Origin of the sequence: Methylobacterium adhaesivum, from assembly GCF_022179065.1 — a bacterium.
GTDB classification, from domain to species: domain Bacteria; phylum Pseudomonadota; class Alphaproteobacteria; order Rhizobiales; family Beijerinckiaceae; genus Methylobacterium; species Methylobacterium adhaesivum.
This window is the reverse complement of record NZ_BPQD01000022.1, coordinates 21,379-40,208: the sequence shown is the minus strand read 5'-3', so window position 1 is coordinate 40,208 and position 18,830 is coordinate 21,379. Positions and strand designations below refer to the sequence as shown.

21 protein-coding genes are annotated in these 18,830 nt (G+C 67.4%); 10 read left to right on the top strand and 11 right to left on the bottom strand.

The window, feature by feature from the left end:
* Positions 1 to 354 precede the first annotated feature (354 nt).
* The gene (locus MFF01_RS16020; RefSeq protein WP_238226981.1) at positions 355 to 1,584 is read left to right on the top strand and encodes a peptide ABC transporter permease; all 1,230 of its coding nucleotides are present in this window, start codon (positions 355 to 357) and stop codon (positions 1,582 to 1,584) included.
* 32 nt (positions 1,585 to 1,616) lie between these two features.
* On the opposite strand, the gene MFF01_RS16015 is transcribed toward MFF01_RS16020, so the two are convergent.
* The 4 genes from MFF01_RS16015 to MFF01_RS16000 form a co-directional block, all read right to left on the bottom strand.
* Positions 1,617 to 2,039, bottom strand: a complete 423-nt coding sequence (locus tag MFF01_RS16015; RefSeq protein WP_373319776.1) for a metallopeptidase family protein — start codon at positions 2,037 to 2,039, stop codon at positions 1,617 to 1,619.
* Complete coding sequence (locus MFF01_RS16010) at positions 2,036 to 2,764, bottom strand: pyrimidine 5'-nucleotidase (RefSeq protein ID WP_238226980.1); 729 nt, start codon at positions 2,762 to 2,764, stop codon at positions 2,036 to 2,038. The genes MFF01_RS16015 and MFF01_RS16010 overlap by 4 nt, the downstream gene beginning before the upstream one ends.
* Positions 2,765 to 2,921: 157 nt before the next feature.
* Positions 2,922 to 3,818, bottom strand: coding sequence for an acetylglutamate kinase (gene argB / locus MFF01_RS16005; protein WP_238226979.1), 897 nt, complete (start codon positions 3,816 to 3,818; stop codon positions 2,922 to 2,924).
* A gap of 132 nt (positions 3,819 to 3,950) precedes the next feature.
* Positions 3,951 to 4,520, bottom strand: coding sequence for a peptidase S14 (locus tag MFF01_RS16000; RefSeq protein WP_238226978.1), 570 nt, complete (start codon positions 4,518 to 4,520; stop codon positions 3,951 to 3,953).
* A 255-nt stretch (positions 4,521 to 4,775) separates the two neighbouring features.
* Between MFF01_RS16000 and MFF01_RS15995 the strand changes: the two genes are divergently transcribed.
* Positions 4,776 to 4,985, top strand: a complete 210-nt coding sequence (locus tag MFF01_RS15995; protein WP_238226977.1) for a hypothetical protein — start codon at positions 4,776 to 4,778, stop codon at positions 4,983 to 4,985.
* 200 nt (positions 4,986 to 5,185) lie between these two features.
* Positions 5,186 to 5,461, top strand: a complete 276-nt coding sequence (locus tag MFF01_RS15990; RefSeq protein WP_238226976.1) for a hypothetical protein — start codon at positions 5,186 to 5,188, stop codon at positions 5,459 to 5,461.
* 40 nt (positions 5,462 to 5,501) lie between these two features.
* Here MFF01_RS15990 and MFF01_RS15985 read toward each other — a convergent pair whose 3' ends face one another.
* Positions 5,502 to 6,284 carry an MOSC domain-containing protein gene (locus MFF01_RS15985; RefSeq protein WP_238226975.1) on the bottom strand — a complete coding sequence of 261 codons (783 nt, stop codon included), beginning with the start codon at positions 6,282 to 6,284 and terminating at the stop codon, positions 5,502 to 5,504.
* A 252-nt stretch (positions 6,285 to 6,536) separates the two neighbouring features.
* Between MFF01_RS15985 and clpB the strand changes: the two genes are divergently transcribed.
* The gene (gene clpB / locus MFF01_RS15980; protein WP_238226974.1) at positions 6,537 to 9,164 is read left to right on the top strand and encodes an ATP-dependent chaperone ClpB; all 2,628 of its coding nucleotides are present in this window, start codon (positions 6,537 to 6,539) and stop codon (positions 9,162 to 9,164) included.
* Between the two features lie 82 nt (positions 9,165 to 9,246).
* On the opposite strand, the gene MFF01_RS15975 is transcribed toward clpB, so the two are convergent.
* Positions 9,247 to 9,558 (bottom strand): hypothetical protein, encoded by a 312-nt coding sequence (locus tag MFF01_RS15975; RefSeq protein ID WP_238226973.1) that lies wholly within the window; start codon positions 9,556 to 9,558, stop codon positions 9,247 to 9,249.
* Between the two features lie 464 nt (positions 9,559 to 10,022).
* Between MFF01_RS15975 and MFF01_RS15970 the strand changes: the two genes are divergently transcribed.
* Positions 10,023 to 10,400, top strand: coding sequence for a hypothetical protein (locus tag MFF01_RS15970; RefSeq protein ID WP_238226972.1), 378 nt, complete (start codon positions 10,023 to 10,025; stop codon positions 10,398 to 10,400).
* 4 nt (positions 10,401 to 10,404) lie between these two features.
* Here the strand turns inward: MFF01_RS15970 and MFF01_RS15965 are convergent, their stop codons facing one another.
* Together MFF01_RS15965 and MFF01_RS15960 are read right to left on the bottom strand one after the other, a co-directional pair.
* The gene (locus tag MFF01_RS15965) at positions 10,405 to 11,139 is read right to left on the bottom strand and encodes a M48 family metallopeptidase (RefSeq protein ID WP_238226971.1); all 735 of its coding nucleotides are present in this window, start codon (positions 11,137 to 11,139) and stop codon (positions 10,405 to 10,407) included.
* 69 nt (positions 11,140 to 11,208) lie between these two features.
* A complete protein-coding gene (locus MFF01_RS15960; protein WP_238226988.1) occupies positions 11,209 to 12,477 on the bottom strand; it encodes a polyhydroxyalkanoate depolymerase in 1,269 nt (422 codons plus the stop codon).
* 284 nt (positions 12,478 to 12,761) lie between these two features.
* Here MFF01_RS15960 and MFF01_RS15955 point away from each other — a divergent pair, with 284 nt between their 5' ends.
* The 5 genes from MFF01_RS15955 to purQ all read left to right on the top strand — a co-directional run bounded on the left by MFF01_RS15955 (position 12,762) and on the right by purQ (position 16,156).
* Positions 12,762 to 14,156, top strand: coding sequence for an ActS/PrrB/RegB family redox-sensitive histidine kinase (locus MFF01_RS15955; RefSeq protein WP_238226970.1), 1,395 nt, complete (start codon positions 12,762 to 12,764; stop codon positions 14,154 to 14,156).
* A gap of 44 nt (positions 14,157 to 14,200) precedes the next feature.
* Positions 14,201 to 14,803 (top strand): ActR/PrrA/RegA family redox response regulator transcription factor, encoded by a 603-nt coding sequence (locus tag MFF01_RS15950; protein ID WP_238226969.1) that lies wholly within the window; start codon positions 14,201 to 14,203, stop codon positions 14,801 to 14,803.
* A 108-nt stretch (positions 14,804 to 14,911) separates the two neighbouring features.
* Positions 14,912 to 15,151, top strand: a complete 240-nt coding sequence (locus tag MFF01_RS15945) for a hypothetical protein (protein ID WP_238226968.1) — start codon at positions 14,912 to 14,914, stop codon at positions 15,149 to 15,151.
* An 85-nt stretch (positions 15,152 to 15,236) separates the two neighbouring features.
* Positions 15,237 to 15,476 carry a phosphoribosylformylglycinamidine synthase subunit PurS gene (gene purS / locus MFF01_RS15940; RefSeq protein WP_238226967.1) on the top strand — a complete coding sequence of 80 codons (240 nt, stop codon included), beginning with the start codon at positions 15,237 to 15,239 and terminating at the stop codon, positions 15,474 to 15,476.
* Positions 15,476 to 16,156 (top strand): phosphoribosylformylglycinamidine synthase subunit PurQ, encoded by a 681-nt coding sequence (gene purQ / locus MFF01_RS15935; RefSeq protein WP_238226965.1) that lies wholly within the window; start codon positions 15,476 to 15,478, stop codon positions 16,154 to 16,156. Before purS ends, purQ begins: the two co-directional genes overlap by 1 nt.
* Positions 16,157 to 16,312: 156 nt before the next feature.
* Here the strand turns inward: purQ and MFF01_RS15930 are convergent, their stop codons facing one another.
* The 3 genes from MFF01_RS15930 to MFF01_RS15920 all read right to left on the bottom strand — a co-directional run bounded on the left by MFF01_RS15930 (position 16,313) and on the right by MFF01_RS15920 (position 18,822).
* Positions 16,313 to 16,858: an adenine phosphoribosyltransferase gene (locus MFF01_RS15930; RefSeq protein WP_238226963.1), complete on the bottom strand. Its 546-nt coding sequence runs from the start codon at positions 16,856 to 16,858 to the stop codon at positions 16,313 to 16,315.
* A 41-nt stretch (positions 16,859 to 16,899) separates the two neighbouring features.
* Positions 16,900 to 17,694, bottom strand: a complete 795-nt coding sequence (locus tag MFF01_RS15925; RefSeq protein ID WP_238226962.1) for an inositol monophosphatase family protein — start codon at positions 17,692 to 17,694, stop codon at positions 16,900 to 16,902.
* 105 nt (positions 17,695 to 17,799) lie between these two features.
* Positions 17,800 to 18,822, bottom strand: coding sequence for a tetratricopeptide repeat protein (locus MFF01_RS15920; RefSeq protein WP_444543509.1), 1,023 nt, complete (start codon positions 18,820 to 18,822; stop codon positions 17,800 to 17,802).
* Positions 18,823 to 18,830: the final 8 nt, after the last annotated feature.

The window sequence follows — 18,830 nt, the reverse complement described above, 5'->3', positions numbered from 1 at the left end:
TGAGCTACGCCCGCGTGGCGTCCCGCCTCGTCTCCGCTGCGGTGTCGGCGGTGTATGTTCGGCCGCCTGAGCTGTCAAGCAGGCTCCGACGGCATTCCCGAACTTCCTTTCGGACCCGTCGATTCCCCCGTCGATCTCTCCTCGGCGTCGTAACCGCGGGGAGGGGACCACCGTCCATGGCGGCGGCTCGCCACCGCCATAATCCGAAGGAACGGCGGCGGTCGCCGGATGCGTGTCCGTCGGGGCACAGGTGTTGCCCGGTCTCTACAGCCCGACCGGGGCGGCTGCACTACGACTGGCGGCGTAGCGCGCGGGTGAACTCGTGGCGCCGGTTCACGGCTGACTGTCGCAATCATGGCGCGTGCGTCCCATCCCTCCGTCGATCCGGCCCTCGATGCCGCCGCGCTCCTGCGGCGCATCGGATTCCTCGGCCTGTTCGTCATCGTCCCGGCAACGGCCCAGATGGGCCGCCGCGCGGCGGTGATCCTCGCCCCCATCGCCGTCGTGCTCCTCGTCCTCGCCAGCGCCATCGACGGAAAGTCCGGCCCGTGGCGGCCCGCCGCGCTCCGCCTCCTGCGCAGGCCGGCCTGGCTCGCCGGGCTCCTCCTCATCCTGTGGGCGATCCTGTCCCTGGTCTGGACGCCGTTTCCGGATCTGGCGACGGAGCGGTTGCTCAATCTGATCGCGACGATCCTCCTCACCATCGCGGGCTACCTCTCCCTGCCGGAGCGGATGCGCTCGGCCAATCTCTATCTTCTGCCCGTGGGGACGGCGGCGGCGGCCCTCGTTGCGATCCTCCTCGGCCTGTTCGAGCATCGCTTCGCCGGTCCTTCGGGGGATGTCGACGGCACGCTCGATCGGGGCCTGACGCTCCTGGCGCTTCTGGTCTGGCCGGCGGTGGCGTGGCTGCGGTCACGCGGCCGCGATCTCGAATCCCTCGGCCTCGCGCTGCTCGTGGCGGCGGCGCTCGTGGTCTCGCCGAACGCTCCCCAGCTTGCCGCCCTCGCCGTGGGAGCGGCCGCTTTCGCCCTCACGACCCTGCGGCCGTCTCTGGGCATCACGGTGGCGAGCCTCGGCGCGGCGCTGCTCCTCGTGGCGGCCCCCCTGCTGCCGTTCCTCGCGCGTCCCGTCGCGTCGGCCCTGTTCGGCCCGGTCTCGCCCGGTGCCCTGTCCCTGAAGGTCTGGCAGAAGATCGTCACCACCGAGCCCCTGCGTCTCGTGACCGGGCACGGGTTCGAAACCGCCCTGCGCGGGCGGATCGTCAATCTCCTGCCCGCCAACGCGCCCACCACCCTTCTGTTCGAGCTGTGGTACGAACTCGGCATCGTGGGTGCCTTCGCGGCAGCTTTCGCGCTCCATGCCGCGATCCGGCGGGGCGGTCGCGAGACCCCCGTGCTCGTTCCCGGTGCCATGGCGGCCTTCGCGGCGGCCTTCACCATCGCGTGCATCGGCGTCGGTCTGACGGTGATGTGGTGGCTGACCACCCTGACCGTGGCGATCCTGAGCTTCGTTGCCGTCGCACGCGGCCAGTTCCGCACCCGGCGTCCCAAGGCGAGCCAGCTCCCCCAGCACGAGACGCCCTGACGGCGGCGGTCGGGCAATTCCGACCCGCCGGTTCAGGTGTCGGCGCGCGCCTCGATGGCCTCCATGTCGCCGTCCGACAGACCGAAATGGTGTCCGATCTCGTGGACGAGGACATGGGTGACGAGGTGCCCGAGGGTCTCCTCGTGCTCGGCCCAGTAGTCCAACAGGGGTCGGCGATAGAGCCAGATTTGGTTCGGCATCTGACCCGTCGCGATGTCGCCGGCCTGGGCGAGCCCGATCCCCCGGAAGAGGCCCAGCAGATCGAACTCGCTGGCGCAGTCCATCTCCGTCAAGGTCTCGTCGTCGGGGAAATCCTCGACGTGGACGATCACTCCCGGACACAGGGCGCGGAATTCCTCGGGCAGAGCTTCGAAGGCCGCCCGCGCCAGGGTTTCCATATCCGCGAGGGACGGGGCATGACGCCCGGCCCAGTCGTCCTCCGCTGTCGTGCTCACCGGATCACCGGCAGGATTCGCTCGGCGAGGAAGCCCGCGAGATCGCTGGTGATGTGGTCGATATGCGCCTCCCGGACGGCTTCCTGCTCGAACGCCTCCCGGAAAGGGTCGAGGGTCCGGGGCACCACCAGCACCGTCGCCATGCCGATCTCATGGGGAACCACGAGGTTGCGGGCGATGTCCTCGAACAGGGCCGAGCGGCGGGGATCGACGCCATGGCGCAGGAGGAAACGCTCGTAGGTCGAGCGTTCGGGCTTCGGGACGAAATCCGCATCGGCGATATCGAACACATCCTCGAAATGATCGAGGATCCCGATCTTGCGCGCCACGCTCTCGGCGTGCCGCCGCGATCCGTTGGTGAGAATGAGCTTGCGTCCGGGCAGATCCGCAATGGCGGTGCCGAGCGCCGGATCGAGGGCGATGGTGGAGTGGTCGATGTCGTGGGCGAAGTCGAGAAAATCGTGCGGGTCGATGGCCGCCTCGGTCATCAGCGCCTTCAGCGTGGTGCCGTAGCGATGATAGAAATACTTCTGAAGGGCTCGGGCGGAGAGGCCGTCGAGCCCATAGAGGCGCATCACGTAGAGGGTGATGCGCTCGTCCACCTGCGGCCAGACCCGCGCGTCGCTCGGATAGAGCGTGTTGTCGAGGTCGAACACCCAGGTATCGACATGGTCGAAGCCTCGGGAGCCGGCGGAGGTGAAGTGGCTTTCGCCGGGAAGGAACAAGGCGGTACGACTTGGATGCGGGCCGGGTGATCCGGCCGGGACGGCTAAGATGGGGCAGCTTGGCGAAAAAGGAAGCTCTACTGTTCGCGGGAATGCCGATCGCCGCATTCCGCACCCCTGCGCCGGCTCGCCGAGGAGGCGAGCCGGATCCCGGTCGTCAGCTCCGGCGGATGAGGGTGCCGGCACCGTAATCGGTGAACAGCTCCAGCAGCACGGCATGGCTCACCTTGCCGTCGAGGATGACCACCGCTTCCACGCCCTGCTCGAGGGCGTAGATGCAGGTTTCGACCTTCGGGATCATGCCGCCCGTGATGGTGCCGTCGGCGATGAGGCGCCGGCAATCTTCGAGGGTCAGTTCGGGGATGAGCTTCTTGTCCTTGTCGAGGACGCCCGGCACGTCGGTGAGGAGCAGCAGGCGCTTGGCCCGCAGCGCCCCCGCGATGGCACCCGCGAAGGTGTCGGCGTTGACGTTGTAGGTCTGTCCGTCTGCCCCGAACGCCACGGGGGCGAGGACCGGAATCAGTTCGGCCTTCAGCACCGCGTCAAGGACGCCGCGCTCGACGTGGTCGGGCTCGCCCACGAGGCCGAGATCGATCTCCGTCTCCGCCTTGCTCTCCGGATCGACGACCGTGCGCAGGGCCTTCTTGGCCCGCACCATGTTGCCGTCCTTGCCGCACAGGCCGATGGCGCGGCCGCCCTCGGCCGAGATCCACCCGACGATCTGCTTGTTGATGGACCCGGCCAGGACCATCTCGACCACCTCGACGGTGGCCTCGTCGGTCACGCGAAGACCGCCCTTGAATTCGGATTCGATGCCGAGCCGCCCGAGCATCCGACCGATCTGCGGCCCGCCGCCATGCACAACGATCGGCTTGAGGCCGGATTGCTCGAGCAGAACGATGTCCTCGGCGAAATCCTCCGCCGCGGCCCGGTCGCCCATGGCGTGCCCGCCATACTTGATGACGACGATCTCCTGATCGTAACGCTGCATGTGCGGCAGCGCCTGAACCAGAACCTCGGCACGCACGTGCACGTTCGGCAACGGGTCTTTCATCGTGGGGCTCGTTCCTCGATGCGTGCCGGGCGAGCTTGCACGGCGCCGGGTTTCTAACCCAGGCATGTGACTCTGCGAAGCAGCCGGGCGGGATTTTTGTGCGCCGCGTCGCGGGACCTCGTCCCAACCCTTCTAGATCACGGCCTCGATCAGGCCGAGGCGGCGCGCCTCGTCGGCCTCGATGTACCAGTTCGACGGCGCGCGGGTGAGGACTTCGTCGAGGGTCACGGTGGAGCCGATGACGAGATTGGCGAAGCCTTCGTTCTGGATCTCGATGGAACATTCCAGCTCATGGAGCGCGGCCTTCACCGTGGCGATGCAGGTGGTCAGTGGGCCGTTGATCGTCAGGGTCTTGGCGATCTTCCGCTCGTGGATCATCAGGCGCGTGCCGCGCGTGAGATAGCGGTTGGAGCGGGCAAAGAAGCTCATGAAGGTGGTGCCCGCCGAGTAGATGGCGGCTTTACCCAGGAAGACGATCCGCCGATGCGGGTCGAGGGCGCTGGCGAAGCGGATGTCCTCCCCCATCATACGCGCCACTTCCGGATCGCCGCCCAGGGTCGAAAGTTCGACGACGACGAAATCCCGGTCCGCCGCCGCGTCGAGCTGGCTTCGGAAATCCTTGTACATGTCCTGATCGACGGTGCCTGACAGAAGGATGGCGGGCGCCGTGAAGGCGGAAGCGGGCAGGGGCTGAGCGTCCATCGTCTACTCGTCGAGATCCGGCGTATCGCGGGAGATACGGGTTTAGAGACGCCCGCCCGAAGGCTCCGGTTCCCGGCCATTTTTCCTGCCACGCCGTTGGACTCGATCCGTCCTCGGCGGAACGCGGGCGCCGAGGATTCCGCCGTGACGATCGATCACTTGAAAAAGGCGTTTCTTTAGGTTTCGAGCCGGACATTTATGGAAATTTTACCGTCATCCGCGATGATAAGACTTGTCGCCCAGGGGCTTAAGCCGATGCTTGACGCCGATCTATTCGTTGCCCGCCCGACTCTTACCAGTCCCGGCCCGCTTCTCACCGCACTCTATCGCTTCGGCGCCGAAGCGTCCTCGACGGCGGATCTCTGGCATCAACTGACGGAGAACTACATCGTCGACCTCGATGCCGTGGCGGCCCTGCTGCCGCGTGCCGAGTCCGGGTCGGTTCTGCCCCAAAGCGGCGATTGAACGGGCGGCGCGCACCGGCGCTCTCCAGAGACGCCCGCCGGGCAAATCTCGTGGCACGCGGTATGCGTGCCCGTCATCGAACGCCAAGAAGACTTTCAGAAACGGTATTTTGGGGAACGCTCGAGACAACGATCACGCGGCCGCTCGAACGCCCGAGCAACTCCGCGGACCTTCTTCGCCATTCGAACAAGGGGTCCGTTATGTCCGATCTGCTGTCCGTTGCCCTCGTCTGCGCGTCCCTCGTCCCCACCGATCATTGCTCGCGGGCAACGGCCCTCGACGTCATCGTGTCCCCCGCGCGCACGCCGATGGAATGCCTGGTCCACGGGCAGGTGGTGGCCGCGTCCACCAATCTGCTGGAGGGCGACGACCGCTATCTCAAGGTCACCTGCGAGCGCCGTCACGCCGACCTGCGTCGGCTCCGGCGGGCCGGCTACGCGGCGGCCGTGGTGCTCGTGCCCCGGGACGCGATCTGATCCGGCGGCATGGCCCACGCCGAACCGGGCGATCCCGTCGTCAGTGGGACGTTTCGGCCAGATCGAGGCGGTCGCCGACCTTGAGGACGCCGCCGGCCACCACCTCAGCATAGACGCCGCAATCCGTGTGGCCGAGGTGGCGCGACAGGGTGTGGGGGATCGCGAGATCGCGAAGCCCCGTGACCGGATCGACATTGGTCGCGGCGCAACGCTCGGTGCGCTTGAGGACCCGTAAGGCCACGCCGTCCGGCGTTGTGAGCGTCCGACCCACGAGGTCGAGTTCGCGCCATGCCGCGAGGCCCGCGATGTGGAGGTTGGCCCGAAATCGTAAGGGATCGACGGCCGCGCCCGTCATGGTCTCGATGGCCGCGACGCTCGCGAGGTTGAGCAGCGAAACGTAGCCGCGCGGTGAATCGGTGAAGCGGAAGCCGTCCGGGGCGGCGAGAACCGCCAGCGGTCCTCGCAGGGCCTCGGGCAGATAGTCGGCGAGAAAGCCCGCGATGACGGCGCGTCCCTCCGCCGTCCCGAGGTCACCACGTGCAACGATCTGGCCCCCGTGCCGGATCGTCAGGCTGTTCTCGTCCGCCGCGTAGCGTACGTCGAGGCAGGCGAGCGCCTCGTGCCGCATGAGCATGAGAAACTTGATCTTGGGCTGGTGGATGGGCGCCCTCGGGTCGAACCCCGATGGGCCGTTCTCGACGGCAAACAAGCGATCACCCGGAAAGTACCCGCCGGCATCGAGGGCTGCGGTGTCGAGGCGTTCGGGGGACAGGCCCTTTACGGGATAGCGGTGGAGGGCGGCCAGATGCAGATCGGAGGTCATCGCACGAGCATGGCCTCCCGACCCCGGACGGCGCAAGCGGCCGATCGATTTCCCCGTCGGCGCCCGGCACGAGACCGGTCCAAGCCCCTTGTGGTGCGAAATTGCAACACCACATCTTGGAGACCGGAGACCATCGTGGTGCCGGGGTTCTCGCGGCGAGTTCCTGGAAACTCGGGCCGGGGGACATCGTTTCGGTGAGGCCGTGCTGCATCACGCGGGCGGGACCGGGCCGGTACGGGAAAGGTGGCGGACATGAACTTCGAAATCTACACCGAACGCGCGCGCGGCTTCGTCCAGTCGGCGCAGACCCTGGCCATGCGCGAGGGGCATCCGCAATTGCAGCCCGGGCATCTCCTCAAGGTGCTGCTCGACGATCCCGAAGGCCTGTGCGCCGGTCTCATCGACCGCGCCGGCGGGCAGTCGCGCGTGGCGTTGGCGCAAGTCGAGGCGTGGCTCGCCAAGCAGCCGAAGGTCTCCGGCAATGCGTCGCAGCCCCAGGCGACGCGCGAACTCGTGCGCCTGTTCGATACCGCCGAGAAGGCGGCCGAGAAGGCCGGCGATTCCTACGTTACCGTGGAGCGCCTGCTCCTCGCCCTCGCGGTGGAGAAGGACACGGAGGCGGGCAAGGCCCTCGCTGCCGCCGGCGTGACCCCGGCTTCCCTCAACGGCGCCATCAACGCCCTGCGCAAGGGCCGCACCGCCGACAACGCCACGGCGGAGAATGCCTACGACGCGCTCAAGAAGTACGCCCGCGATCTGACGGAGGCGGCCCGCGAGGGCAAGCTCGATCCCGTCATCGGCCGCGACGAGGAGATCCGCCGCACGATTCAGGTTCTGTCGCGGCGCACGAAGAACAATCCTGTCCTCATCGGCGAGCCCGGCGTCGGCAAGACCGCGATCGTCGAAGGATTGGCCCTGCGCATCATCGATGGCGACGTGCCCGAGAGCCTGAAGGAGAAGAGCCTGCTCGCCCTCGACATGGGCGCCCTCATCGCCGGGGCGAAGTATCGCGGCGAGTTCGAGGAGCGCCTGAAGGGCGTGCTCTCCGAGGTCACGGCGGCCGAGGGCGGCATCATCCTGTTCATCGACGAGATGCACACCCTGGTCGGCGCCGGCAAGGCGGACGGGGCGATGGACGCCTCGAACCTCCTCAAGCCCGCCCTCGCGCGCGGCGAACTTCACTGCGTCGGCGCCACCACCCTCGACGAGTACCGCAAGCACGTCGAGAAGGACGCGGCCCTCGCCCGCCGCTTCCAGCCGGTCTTCGTGTCCGAACCGACCATCGAGGACACGGTCTCGATCCTGCGCGGTATCAAGGAGAAGTACGAGCAGCACCACGGGGTGCGCATCCAGGATGCGGCCCTGGTGGCCGCCGCCACCCTGTCGAACCGCTACATCACCGACCGCTTCCTGCCCGACAAGGCCATCGACCTCATGGACGAAGCAGGTTCGCGCCTGCGCATGCAGGTCGATTCGAAGCCCGAGGAGCTCGACAACATCGACCGCGAGATCGTGCGCCGGAAGATCGAGGGCGAGGCCCTGAAGAAGGAGACCGACACCGCGTCGCGCGACCGCCTCGTGCGCCTCGAGAAGGAGCTCGCCGACCTCGAGGAGCAATCCGCCGCCATCACCTCGCGCTGGAAGGCGGAGAAGGACAAGCTCGGAGCCGCGGCCGACCTCAAGAAACGCCTCGACGAGGCCCGGACCGAACTCGCCAATGCGCAGCGCCAGGGCCAGTACCAGCGCGCCGGCGAACTTGCCTACGGCGTCGTGCCGGGCCTGGAGAAGCAGCTCGCCGAGATCGAGGCGGCGGCCGAAGCGGCCGTCGACCGCGACGGCATGGTCGAGGAGGCGGTGACGCCGGCCCACATCGCCGGGGTCGTCTCGCGCTGGACCGGCGTGCCCGTGGACAAGATGCTGGAGGGAGAGCGCGAGAAGCTGCTCGCCATGGAGGCGGCCCTGTCGAAGCGGGTGGTGGGCCAGCGCGAGGCGGTGGAGGCGGTCGCGACCGCCGTGCGCCGGGCACGGGCCGGCTTGCAGGATCCGAACCGGCCCATCGGCTCGTTCATGTTCCTCGGGCCGACGGGCGTCGGCAAGACCGAGCTGACGAAGGCCCTGGCCGGATTCCTGTTCGACGACGACACCGCCTTGGTCCGCATCGACATGTCGGAATACATGGAGAAGCACGCGGTGGCCCGCCTCATCGGCGCGCCTCCCGGTTACGTCGGTTACGAGGAAGGCGGTGCGCTGACCGAGGCCGTGCGGCGCCGGCCGTATCAGGTCGTCCTCTTCGACGAGGTCGAGAAGGCGCATCCGGACGTGTTCAACGTCCTGCTGCAGGTGCTCGACGACGGGCGTCTGACGGATGGGCAGGGGCGCACGGTGGATTTCCGCAACACGCTTCTCATCATGACCTCGAACCTCGGGTCCGAATACCTCGTCAATCAGGCCGAGGGCGAAGACACCGAATCCGTGCGCGACGAGGTAATGGGGGTGGTCCGCCACCACTTCCGTCCGGAATTCCTGAACCGGATCGACGAGATCATCCTGTTCCACCGCCTCAAGCGGTCGGAAATGGGCGCCATCGTCGATATCCAGCTCGAACGGCTGCAGAAGCTCTTGGACGAGCGCAAGATCATTATCGACGTCGAGCCCGAGGCGCGCGACTGGCTCGCCGACAAGGGCTACGACCCGGCCTACGGGGCTCGCCCCCTCAAGCGCGTGATCCAGAAGGCGGTGCAGGATCGTCTGGCCGAACAACTGCTGTCGGGAGCGATCCACGATGGTGAAGCGGTGCCCGTGCGCCTCGGACCCCTCGGCCTCACCGTCGGCGACACCCTCGCGGCCGAGACACGGCCGCAGAATCTGCTCCTCAACTGAGCGGATGTGATCCGGTACGGCACCCCGTGATGCGGCGATCGCTCAGTCGACGATGTTCCGTGTCACGGGGACTGCATGGTGGTCAGGCCCGGATGTCGACGAGCCGGTCCGTACCGCCGTTGTTGGCCATCAACTTTTTGACCTGATCCTTGATCTGATCCTCGACCGTCTGCCGCTCCTGCAGGGACAGGGCGCTCAACTGGTCCTCGGTCATATTCATGCCCTTGAGGATGTTGGCCCGCATTCGCTCCAGCGGCGACATCTTGGCGTACTTGAGAAAGTCGCCGGCCACGCTGTCCGACGATGTGGTGTCGGTATCCTTGGTGGCGGTGCGCGTGCTCGCGGACTTGGAAACGGGCCATGCCGAGGAAGCGGTGATGCTCGATACCTTCATGGGGGGACCTCGCCTGGATGGTGTAAGCTTTCTTAACCAAGCAAGGCGTAGACCACGGAGCGCATTCCTCTCAACTTAATTAAAACAAAGGGTTGTGCGGATGGCTGTCTTTTCGGTTGGGCTCCTGACTTTGGAGGGCGGCAATTCTTGCCGGAGGAAGGGACGATCTTGCCGCCTGACATGGCACCCGAGTCCTCGGCGGTGAGGTGTGATGGTCCAAAGCGCGCTTCACGACCTTCGCGGTGGCACCCGGTTCTGGCTTCGAACACGACGGCCCGGCAGGTATTTCGTGAACGGCACTGCCGCGATCCCTGGACTGTTGGTCGCGCTGATCCATATCGATGAGCGATTTCTTGACGTGCTCGGCCGAAATGTCTCCTCGGAAACAACGCCCCGCGAGAGACTATCGCCGGTTGCGCCCAGGTCTTAAACCCGACGGTCACGCTTCAAGACGGACGAATGCCATGCGATCCTGCGCCCTTCCCGCCCTTCTGCTCCTGATCGGCGTCGTACCGGCGGGGGCTGGCTCACTGCCCGTCGACGAGACCACCTATATCGAGCACTCCCTCAACCGCGACGGTCCCCTCGTCGTCGAACACCGGCCCATCGCCCGGACGCCTGGCGGACGCCGCAGCGGTTCGTCCGCCGAACTCGCCGGTTTCTGCCATGAGGGCGGGATCATTCGCCGTCGCGACGAGTTCGGTCAGCCGGTGATCCTGCGCCAGCGCGAGATCTGCGACAACGTCGCGCCGCGGACGCTCTACCCGGGCGAGGTCGACGCCCGCCCGACCTGGCCGGAGGAGCCCGGCTCGCGCCGCCGCGTCCTGCGCGTCAAGGGCTGAGCGTTCAGCCGTAGCGATGCAGGCTCGCGCCGTTGCGCTTGAGCCAGCGTTCCGCCTCGTCGACATTCGGGCAGATGGAGCCGACGAGACTCCAGAACCGGGACGAGTGGTTCATCTCCCGGAGATGCGCCATCTCGTGGGCGACGAGGTAGTCGAGCACCACGGGCGGCGCCAGGATCAGCCGCCACGAGAAATTCAAAGCGCCCTGCGCCGTGCAGGAGCCCCAGCGGCTCCGTGTGTCCCGCACGGTGATGCGCGTCGGCGCCTGGCCGATGGCCGCCGTGTAGGCTGTCACCGCCGCCATCAGGTCGCGCCGCGCCTCGCGCTCCAGGAAATCGCCGATCCGCCGGGCAATATGGGGCGCCTCGCAGGCCACCGAGATCACGGGATCGTCCGCGCCCTGTTCGATCCGCGTCAGGCCGCCCGAGACACCGCGATGCAGGATCCGATGCGGCACGCCGCGCAGGGGCAGGATTGCGCCGGCCTGGAAGGTGATCCGCTCCGGCAGCTTCGCCAGACGCATGGCGATCCAGCCGCCATGGCCCACCGCGAATTTCTGAGCCACCGCCAGCGAGGTCCGGGCCGGCAGGGTCATCACGACTTCGCCCGTGGCGCTCGACACCCGCAGGGTCAACCGTCGCGCCGTCGGCCGACGCCGCAGGGCGACGCGAAAGGTCTCGCCCTCATGGACGACGTCGAGATGGTCCGGGTCCGGCCCGCGCAGCAGGGCTAATCGCATGGGCACAGCTTAGCGGGGCCGGCGCCCCGCCGCCATCGGGTCCGGTCGAATTGCTGGGGGTGTGCCGCCTCAGGCCGTCGCCTCGTGCGAGAGGGCGGGGCGGGCCTGCATGGCGCGGATGAATTCGGCGATGCGGGGCGCGATCACCGTGCGGTAGCGCGAGCCGTTGAAGACCCCGTAATGTCCGACCCCCTGCTGGAGGTGATAGTCCTTGCGCTCGGGAGCCAGGTTCGGCGTGAGGTCGAGGGCCGCCTTGGTCTGGCCGACACCGGAAATGTCGTCGTTCTCGCCCTCGATGGCGAGAATGGCGCAGGTCCGGATCGCCCCGAGGTCGACGGGCGTGCCCGCGTGCATCATCGTCCCCTTGGGTAGGGCGTGGTCGACGAACACGGTCTTGACCGTTTGCAGATAGAACTCCGCCGTGAGGTCCATCACCGCGAGATACTCATCGTAGAAGTCCCGGTGCTTCTCGGCGGAGTCGCCGTCTCCGGTGACGAGGTGGTCGAACATCTCGGCATGGGCGTTGACGTGGCGATCGAGGTTCATCGCCATGAAGCCCGAGAGCTGGAAGAACCCCGGATAGACACTGCGCCACGCGCCTGGATAGCCCGCCGGCACGGTGGTGATGCAGTTGCGCTCGAACCACTCCGTGCCACGCTCCTGGGCGAGGCAATTCACGGCCGTGGGTGAGCGGCGGGTGTCGATGGGCCCACCCATGAGAGTCATGGAGACGGGACTGGGGTTCTGTCCCCGCGCCTCCATCACCGCGATGGCGGCGAGCACAGGGACGGCGGGCTGGCACACGGCCATCACGTGAAGGTCTGGCCCCAGCGCCGTGAACAGCTCGATGAGGTAATCGATGTAGGTGTCGAGGTCGAAGCGCCCGGCGCTGAGGGGCACCATGCGGGCATCGGTCCAGTCGGTGATGAACACCTGATGGTTCGGCAGCATCGCCTCCACCGTGCCGCGCAGCAGAGTGGCGTAGTGCCCCGACATGGGAGCGACGATGAGGAGCGTGGGCTGCGTCTCCCCGGGTCCGCGGACGAACCCACGGTCGAAGGTGATGGCCCGGCAGAACGGACGCTCCCACACCACGCGTTCGCTCACCGGCACGCTCACGCCGTCGACCCAGGTGCCGCTGAGCCCGAAGGCCGGCTTGGCATAGCGTCGCGTCACGCGCTCAAACATCTCGCAGGCCGCCGCCATGCTGCGGGCGTACGGACCGTACGCGAGGGGATTGGCCGGGTTCTCGAGGCTGTGCTTGATCATGTCGGCGGCGACCCGCGCCGGCGTCGTCATGATCCGGGCGGTCTCGTACCAATAGTAGGCTAGGTTCACCGTGGCGTTCCCCTTCTCGAGGCCGCGCGGTCGGCCGATGGCGCCCGCGCATCGCGCCTGTCCGTTCATTGCCAGGCTCGCCCCGACTTAGGGCGAAACCCGCGACGACAAGTCCATGGAGCGGCGTTTCAGCCGATTGTCCAGGGACAACGAGACGTTGCGGTTAAGACCTCGTGTTTTCCGTACGGTAACGTACATTAGAAGGTGGCCGATTGGGTTGTGAGCGAAGTGATTGCTCATGATGGGATGGACGTGCACGCGCGAAGCCCTATCGTTCTGACGACATGATGGATATCGGCACCAACGGTCTCGGACGCGACGCGCGGCATCTGCGGCTCGATACGTTCGTCCGCCTGCGCTGGCTCGCGATTACCGGCCAGAGCGCCGCCGTGGTCGGGGCACAGTTCGGCCTCGGGCTGCCCCTGCCGTTCGGGTGGTGTTTCCTCGTCATCGCCGCCTCGTCCTGGCTGAACCTGGCGCTCCGCATCCGGTTTCCGGCGAGCTATCGCCTCAGCGACGATTCCGCGGCGCTGCTCCTTGCCTTCGACATCATCCAGCTTGCCGCCCTGCTGTTCCTCACAGGCGGTCTGCAGAACCCGTTCTCGCTCCTGTTCCTCGCACCCGTGCTGATCTCGGCGACAGCCCTTCCGCCCGAGCGCACCTTGGCGTTGGGGCTCCTCGCCATCGGCCTCGCGACCCTGTTGGCGCTGGTCCACCGGCCCCTGCCGTGGTTCGCCGATGGGCGCCTCGAACTGCCGTTTCTCTACATTTCCGGGGTCTGGACCGCGATCCTCCTCGGGACGGCGTTCACGGGGGTCTATGCCTGGAAGGTCGCCGAGGAGACCCGTCTCCTCGCCCAGGCGCTGGCCGCTACGGAACTCGTGCTGGCCCGCGAGCAGCACCTGTCGCAGCTCGACGGCCTGGCGGCGGCGGCGGCGCACGAACTCGGCACCCCGCTCGGCACCATCATGGTGGTCACGAAGGAACTCAGCCGCCAGCTTGCGCCCACGGCGTCGCCGAGCGTGCGCGAGGATCTGGCCCTGCTAAGGGATCAAGTCGACCGATGCCGCAGCATCCTGTCCAAACTGACCTCTCTCGACGGCGATGGAGCCGGCTTCCTCCAGACCGTGACCCTGAGCCACCTCGTGGAGGAACTCGTCGACCCCCAACGCGCCATGGGCATCATCCTTGATGTCACGAGCCGGGGGGAGGGGCCCGAACCCTCGTGCCGGCGCAATCCCGGCGTGCTGTTCGGGCTGGCTAACATCATCGACAACGCCGTGGATTTCGCCGAGACCCGGGTGATCATCGAGGCGCGCTGGACCTACGATCAGGTCTGGCTCGAGATGCGCGACGACGGTCCGGGGTTTTCCGGCGAGGTGCTCCTCCGCGCGGGCGAGCCCTACGTGACCACGCGGGGAGCCGACCGGACCCGCTCGGGCGATAGCACCGGCGCCGGCCTCGGTCTCGGTCTCTTCATCGCCAAGACGCTCATCGAGCGCTCCGGAGCGCAGCTCACCTTGTCCAACGCGTCCGGGTCCTCCGCGACGGGCGCCGTCGTCCGCGTGTCCTGGACGCGTCAGGCTTTCGAGCGCGGCATTACGGCAGGCCGACATGCACAGAACGGGGAGGTGCCAACCCCTGATCAGGATCAATCCGGTGCCTATATAAACCTCTGAAGTTGTAGCGAAACCGACACACCGAACTCAGGGAGACGCGTCGCATGCTGACGCAGACTGGAACGACGGCGCCCGGCGCCGACATCATACCCCTCGGCGACAACGATCCTCTGGCTGCCTTCGCCGATCGCAGCCTCCTTATCGTCGACGACGACAAGCCGTTTTCCACTCGCTTGGCCCGTGCGATGGAGATGCGCGGCTACGAGGTCCACGTCGCCGAGAGCGTCGCCGAAGGCGTGTCGATGGTGGACGCGCGGGCTCCCGCCTTCGCGGTCATCGACATGCGTCTCGCCGACGGCAACGGCCTCGATGTCATCGCCCGTCTGAAGGAGCGTCGCCCCGAAGCGCGCGGCGTGATCCTCACGGGGTACGGCAACATCGCCACGGCGGTGACGGCGGTGAAGCTCGGCGCATTCGACTACCTCGCCAAGCCCGCCGACGCCGACGAGATTCACGGCACCCTCATGGCCCAGCCGGGCGAACGCGCCGATCCACCGGAAAATCCGATGTCGGCCGACCGGGTGCGCTGGGAGCACATCCAGCGGGTCTACGAGCTGTGTAGCCGCAACGTCTCGGAGACGGCGCGGCGTCTCAACATGCACCGCCGGACCCTGCAGCGCATCCTGGCCAAGCGCGCGCCGCGGTAACGCGCATGCCTGCGAAGTTGCGCGGTCCCGCCGGATCGCGCTACTTCGCGGCATCGCTGGCCCCATGAGGGTCGGTCGTGACGGAACGACAAACGAGGCGCCACGCCAGTGAACACGCGCAATCTCATCACGATCGTCAGCATGATGGTCCTGGTCGGCACGGAAGTCTTCGCCGTCGCTATCGCGGCCGGATGGGCGCTGGCCGGCATCTTCGAGCTGGGCGATACCGTCGGCCACGTGCTGATGGCCCTGTTCAGCCTCTGTGCCGCCTGGGTGATGCTTCAGCTTTGGCGCCGGGCCACCAGCATCGAGCCCCTGCGCACCGCGCCCGCCACGCCCCGCCGCTAGGGACGACGGGCCGGTCCGCGTTGCCAGGGCGGCGTTTCCCGATTATCGCGGGGGCGCCCCGCCACGCGCAGTCGAGTTCAGGCCCATGAAAGCACGCATCATCGTCACCCTGAAGACCGGCGTGCTCGATCCGCAGGGCAAGGCGATCGAGGCGGCCCTGACCTCGTTCGGCCTCTCCGGCGTCGACGGGGTGCGCCAGGGCAAGGTATTCGACGTCGAGCTCGCCGGCGACGATCGCGCGGCGGCCGAAGCGACCCTCAAGGCCGCGTGCGAAAAGCTTCTCGCCAACACCGTGGTCGAGAACTACGCGATCGAGATTCTCTGATGCGCGCCGCCATCGTCGTCTTTCCGGGCTCGAACCGCGACGCGGACGTGGCCCGCGCCCTCACCCAGGCCGGGGCCGAAGTGGTGAAGGTCTGGCACGCCGACACCGAACTGCCGGCTGGAACCGACCTCGCCGTCCTGCCAGGCGGGTTCTCCTATGGCGATTACCTGCGCTGCGGCGCGATCGCGGGCCGGGCGGCCGCCATGGATGCCGTGCGGGCGCACGCGGCGCGCGGCGGCCTCGTTCTGGGCATCTGCAACGGCTTCCAGATCCTGTGCGAATCCGGTCTCCTGCCGGGCGTACTCATGCGCAATGTCGATCGCCGCTTCATCTGCCATCGGCAGTTGCTGCGGGTGGAACGCGCCGACACGCGCTTCACCACGGCTTACGCCAAGGATCAGGTGATCGACGTTTGCGTGGCACACGGCGAAGGCAATTATTTCGCGGATGCCGATACCATCGCGCGTCTTGAAGGTGATGGCCGCGTCGCGTTCCGCTACTGCGACGCGTCGGGGGCCCTGACGGTGGATGCCAATCGCAATGGCTCGCTCAACTCCATCGCGGGCATCTATTCGGAAAAGCTCAACGTGCTGGGCTTGATGCCCCACCCGGAGAACTTCGTGGAAGACTTGGTCGGTGGCACGGACGGACGCGGGCTTTTCGCGAGTTTGGCAGCTTAGGCGGCAAAAACCCTCCCCCCTTTGCAGGGGAGGGTGGTAGCAAAACGACCGGGAGAGGGGCGGCGCTGACCTCTTCGAATAAGGACAGTGCTCCCCTCATCCGACCCGCTTCGCGGGCCACCTTCTCCCGCTGAGGGGAGAAGGAAGCTCCCCGCCTCAATGGCCGTCGAATTCCATCAGGGTCCGCACCGGCACGTCGAGGTCGCGCAGCTTCTGGGCGCCGCCGATCTCCGGCAGATCGATGACGAAACAGGCCGCCACCACCTCGGCGCCGATCCGGCGCAGCAGGTTGACCGCGGCGCAGGCGGTGCCACCCGTGGCGATGAGATCGTCGACCAGGAGCACGCGGTCGCCCGGCTTGATGGCGTCCACGTGGATTTCCATCTCGTCTGTGCCGTATTCCAGGGCGTAGGCGATGGAGACGGTCTTGTGGGGTAGTTTGCCCTTCTTGCGGATTGGCACGAACCCCGACGACAGCTGGTGCGCCACCGCTCCGCCGAGAATGAAGCCGCGCGCCTCAATGCCCGCGACCTGATCGATCCGCCCGCCCGCGAACGGATGCACGAGGGCATCCACCGCCCGCCGGAAGGCGCGCGGATCGCTGAGCAGGGTGGTGATGTCGCGGAACACGATGCCGGGCTTCGGGTAATCAGGAATCGAACGGATCGACTCCTTCAGGGCGATGTGGCGGCGGGAATCCATGGCAGCGGCCTTCGTCGGGGGCGGTGTCGAGGGGAGTAGGTTCAGGCGTTGGCGCGGCGCAGGAGCTTCACGAGGTCCCCGTGGAGATGCTCGTTGCCGGCCGCGACGGAACGGGCCGCCAGGGGCTCGGCACCGCCATCGGCGCTGGAGACGAAGCCGCCGGCCTCGCGGACGAGGATGATGCCCGCGGCGATGTCCCAGGTCTGCAGGTCGCGCTCCCAGTACAGGTCCGAGCGTCCGCACGCGACATAGGCGAGGTCGAGGGCTGCCGAACCGAACCGGCGGATTCCGCCGCTCACCGCCATCACGGCGGCGACCTCGCGCAGGAGTTTCGGATGGTCGCCGCGCCCGAGATACGGCGAGCCATAGGCCACGAGGGCATCCGCCATGTCGACACGGCCGGATACGCGCAGGCGACGGTTGTTGAGGTAGGCGCCCTTGCCGCGCTCGGCCACGAACAGCTCGTCCTTGGCCGGATCGTAGATCACGCCAGCCACGATCTGGCCCTCGCGCTCAAGGCCGACCGAGATGGCGAAATGCGGGATGCCGTGGAGGAAGTTGGTGGTGCCGTCCAGGGGATCGACGTGCCAGGTGTGGCTCTTGTCCGCCCCCTCGACGATGCCGGACTCCTCGAGCACGAGGCCGTAGCCGGGCCGGGCCTTCATCAGGGCGTCGCGCAGTACCTCCTCGGCCTTGCGGTCCGCCGCCGAGACGAAGTTGCCCGGCCCTTTACGCGAAACCTGAAGGTTCTCGATCTCGCCGTAGTCGCGCTTGAGGCCACGGGCGGCCTTGCGGACGGCATCGACCATAACGGTCATAAGGGGTGAGCTGATCATCGCTTGAAGGGTCCGGGTCGATTCAAAGAACGTCGGGACGATACGGCGTGGATAGGGCCATAGCATGTTTGGCGCCGGCCTCATCCCCGGTCGGGGTCGGGCGGTCTACTTCACGTTGGCCCGCTCGGAGGCCATCCGCTCGGCGCGGGTCCGCTCCTCGGGTGTCAGGTCCGTCAGGTTCTGGTCGAGCCAGCCGTCGGAGAGGCCCTGCGCCGCGGCGGCGAGATTCCAGGCCGCGGCCTCCACGGTGTTCTTCGGTATGCCGCGTCCGGACGCGTAGAGGCGCGCGACGCGGTTCTGGGCGATGGCGTTGCCGCGCGACGCCGCGTGCAGGAAGTAGCGCGCCGCCCGGACCTCATCCTTGGGCACCCCTGTGCCGTTGAAGAGCAGGATGGCGAACTCGACCTCACCGGCGAGATCGCCATTGTCGGCGGCCCGGCGAAACAGTTCGGCGGCCTGGGCTGGATCCTTCGGCACGCCCCGTCCCTGAAGATAGAGGACGCCGAGATCGTGCTGGGCGGCGCCGATCTCGCCGTCGGCGGCCTTGCGGAACAGCGTCGCGGCGCGGGCCTGATCGGCTTCCTTGCCCGTGCCGAGGAGGATCAGCGCGAGGTTGTAGGAGGCCGTGGCATCACCCTTCGCGGAGGCCTGCTCCAGCCAGTGCTGACCGGCCTTCAGATCCTTCGGGCCGCCGCGACCGTCGATGGACATGAGGCCGAGCGACGCCATGGCGTGGATGTCGCCTTGCGCAGCGGCCAGACGATACCATTCGGCGGCCTTCTTCGGGTCCTGCTTGATGCCGAGGCCCTGGTTGTAGAGCTCACCGAGCAGCGTCATCGCCGCGGCGTCCTTGGGGTTGGCCGTCAGCCGCTTCGTCGCCTCGCGAAAGGCGGTGGTGTATTGGCCGCGCTGATAGGCGCCGAAGGCGATATCGGTTTCCTTGTTCGCCGTGGGCGGGCGGGCGCCCATCACACCGGGCGTGTAGGGCGTCGGCAGTTCCTTCAGCGGCGCGGTGAAGACTTCCTTCGTGGCTGCCTTCGGGAGCGGCGCTTGTGACGTCGGCGGTGTTTGCGTGTTCGCGCCCGGTGCCACGGCGGTTGCCGGTCGCGGCGTTTCCGCCACGGCCATGGCCGGCA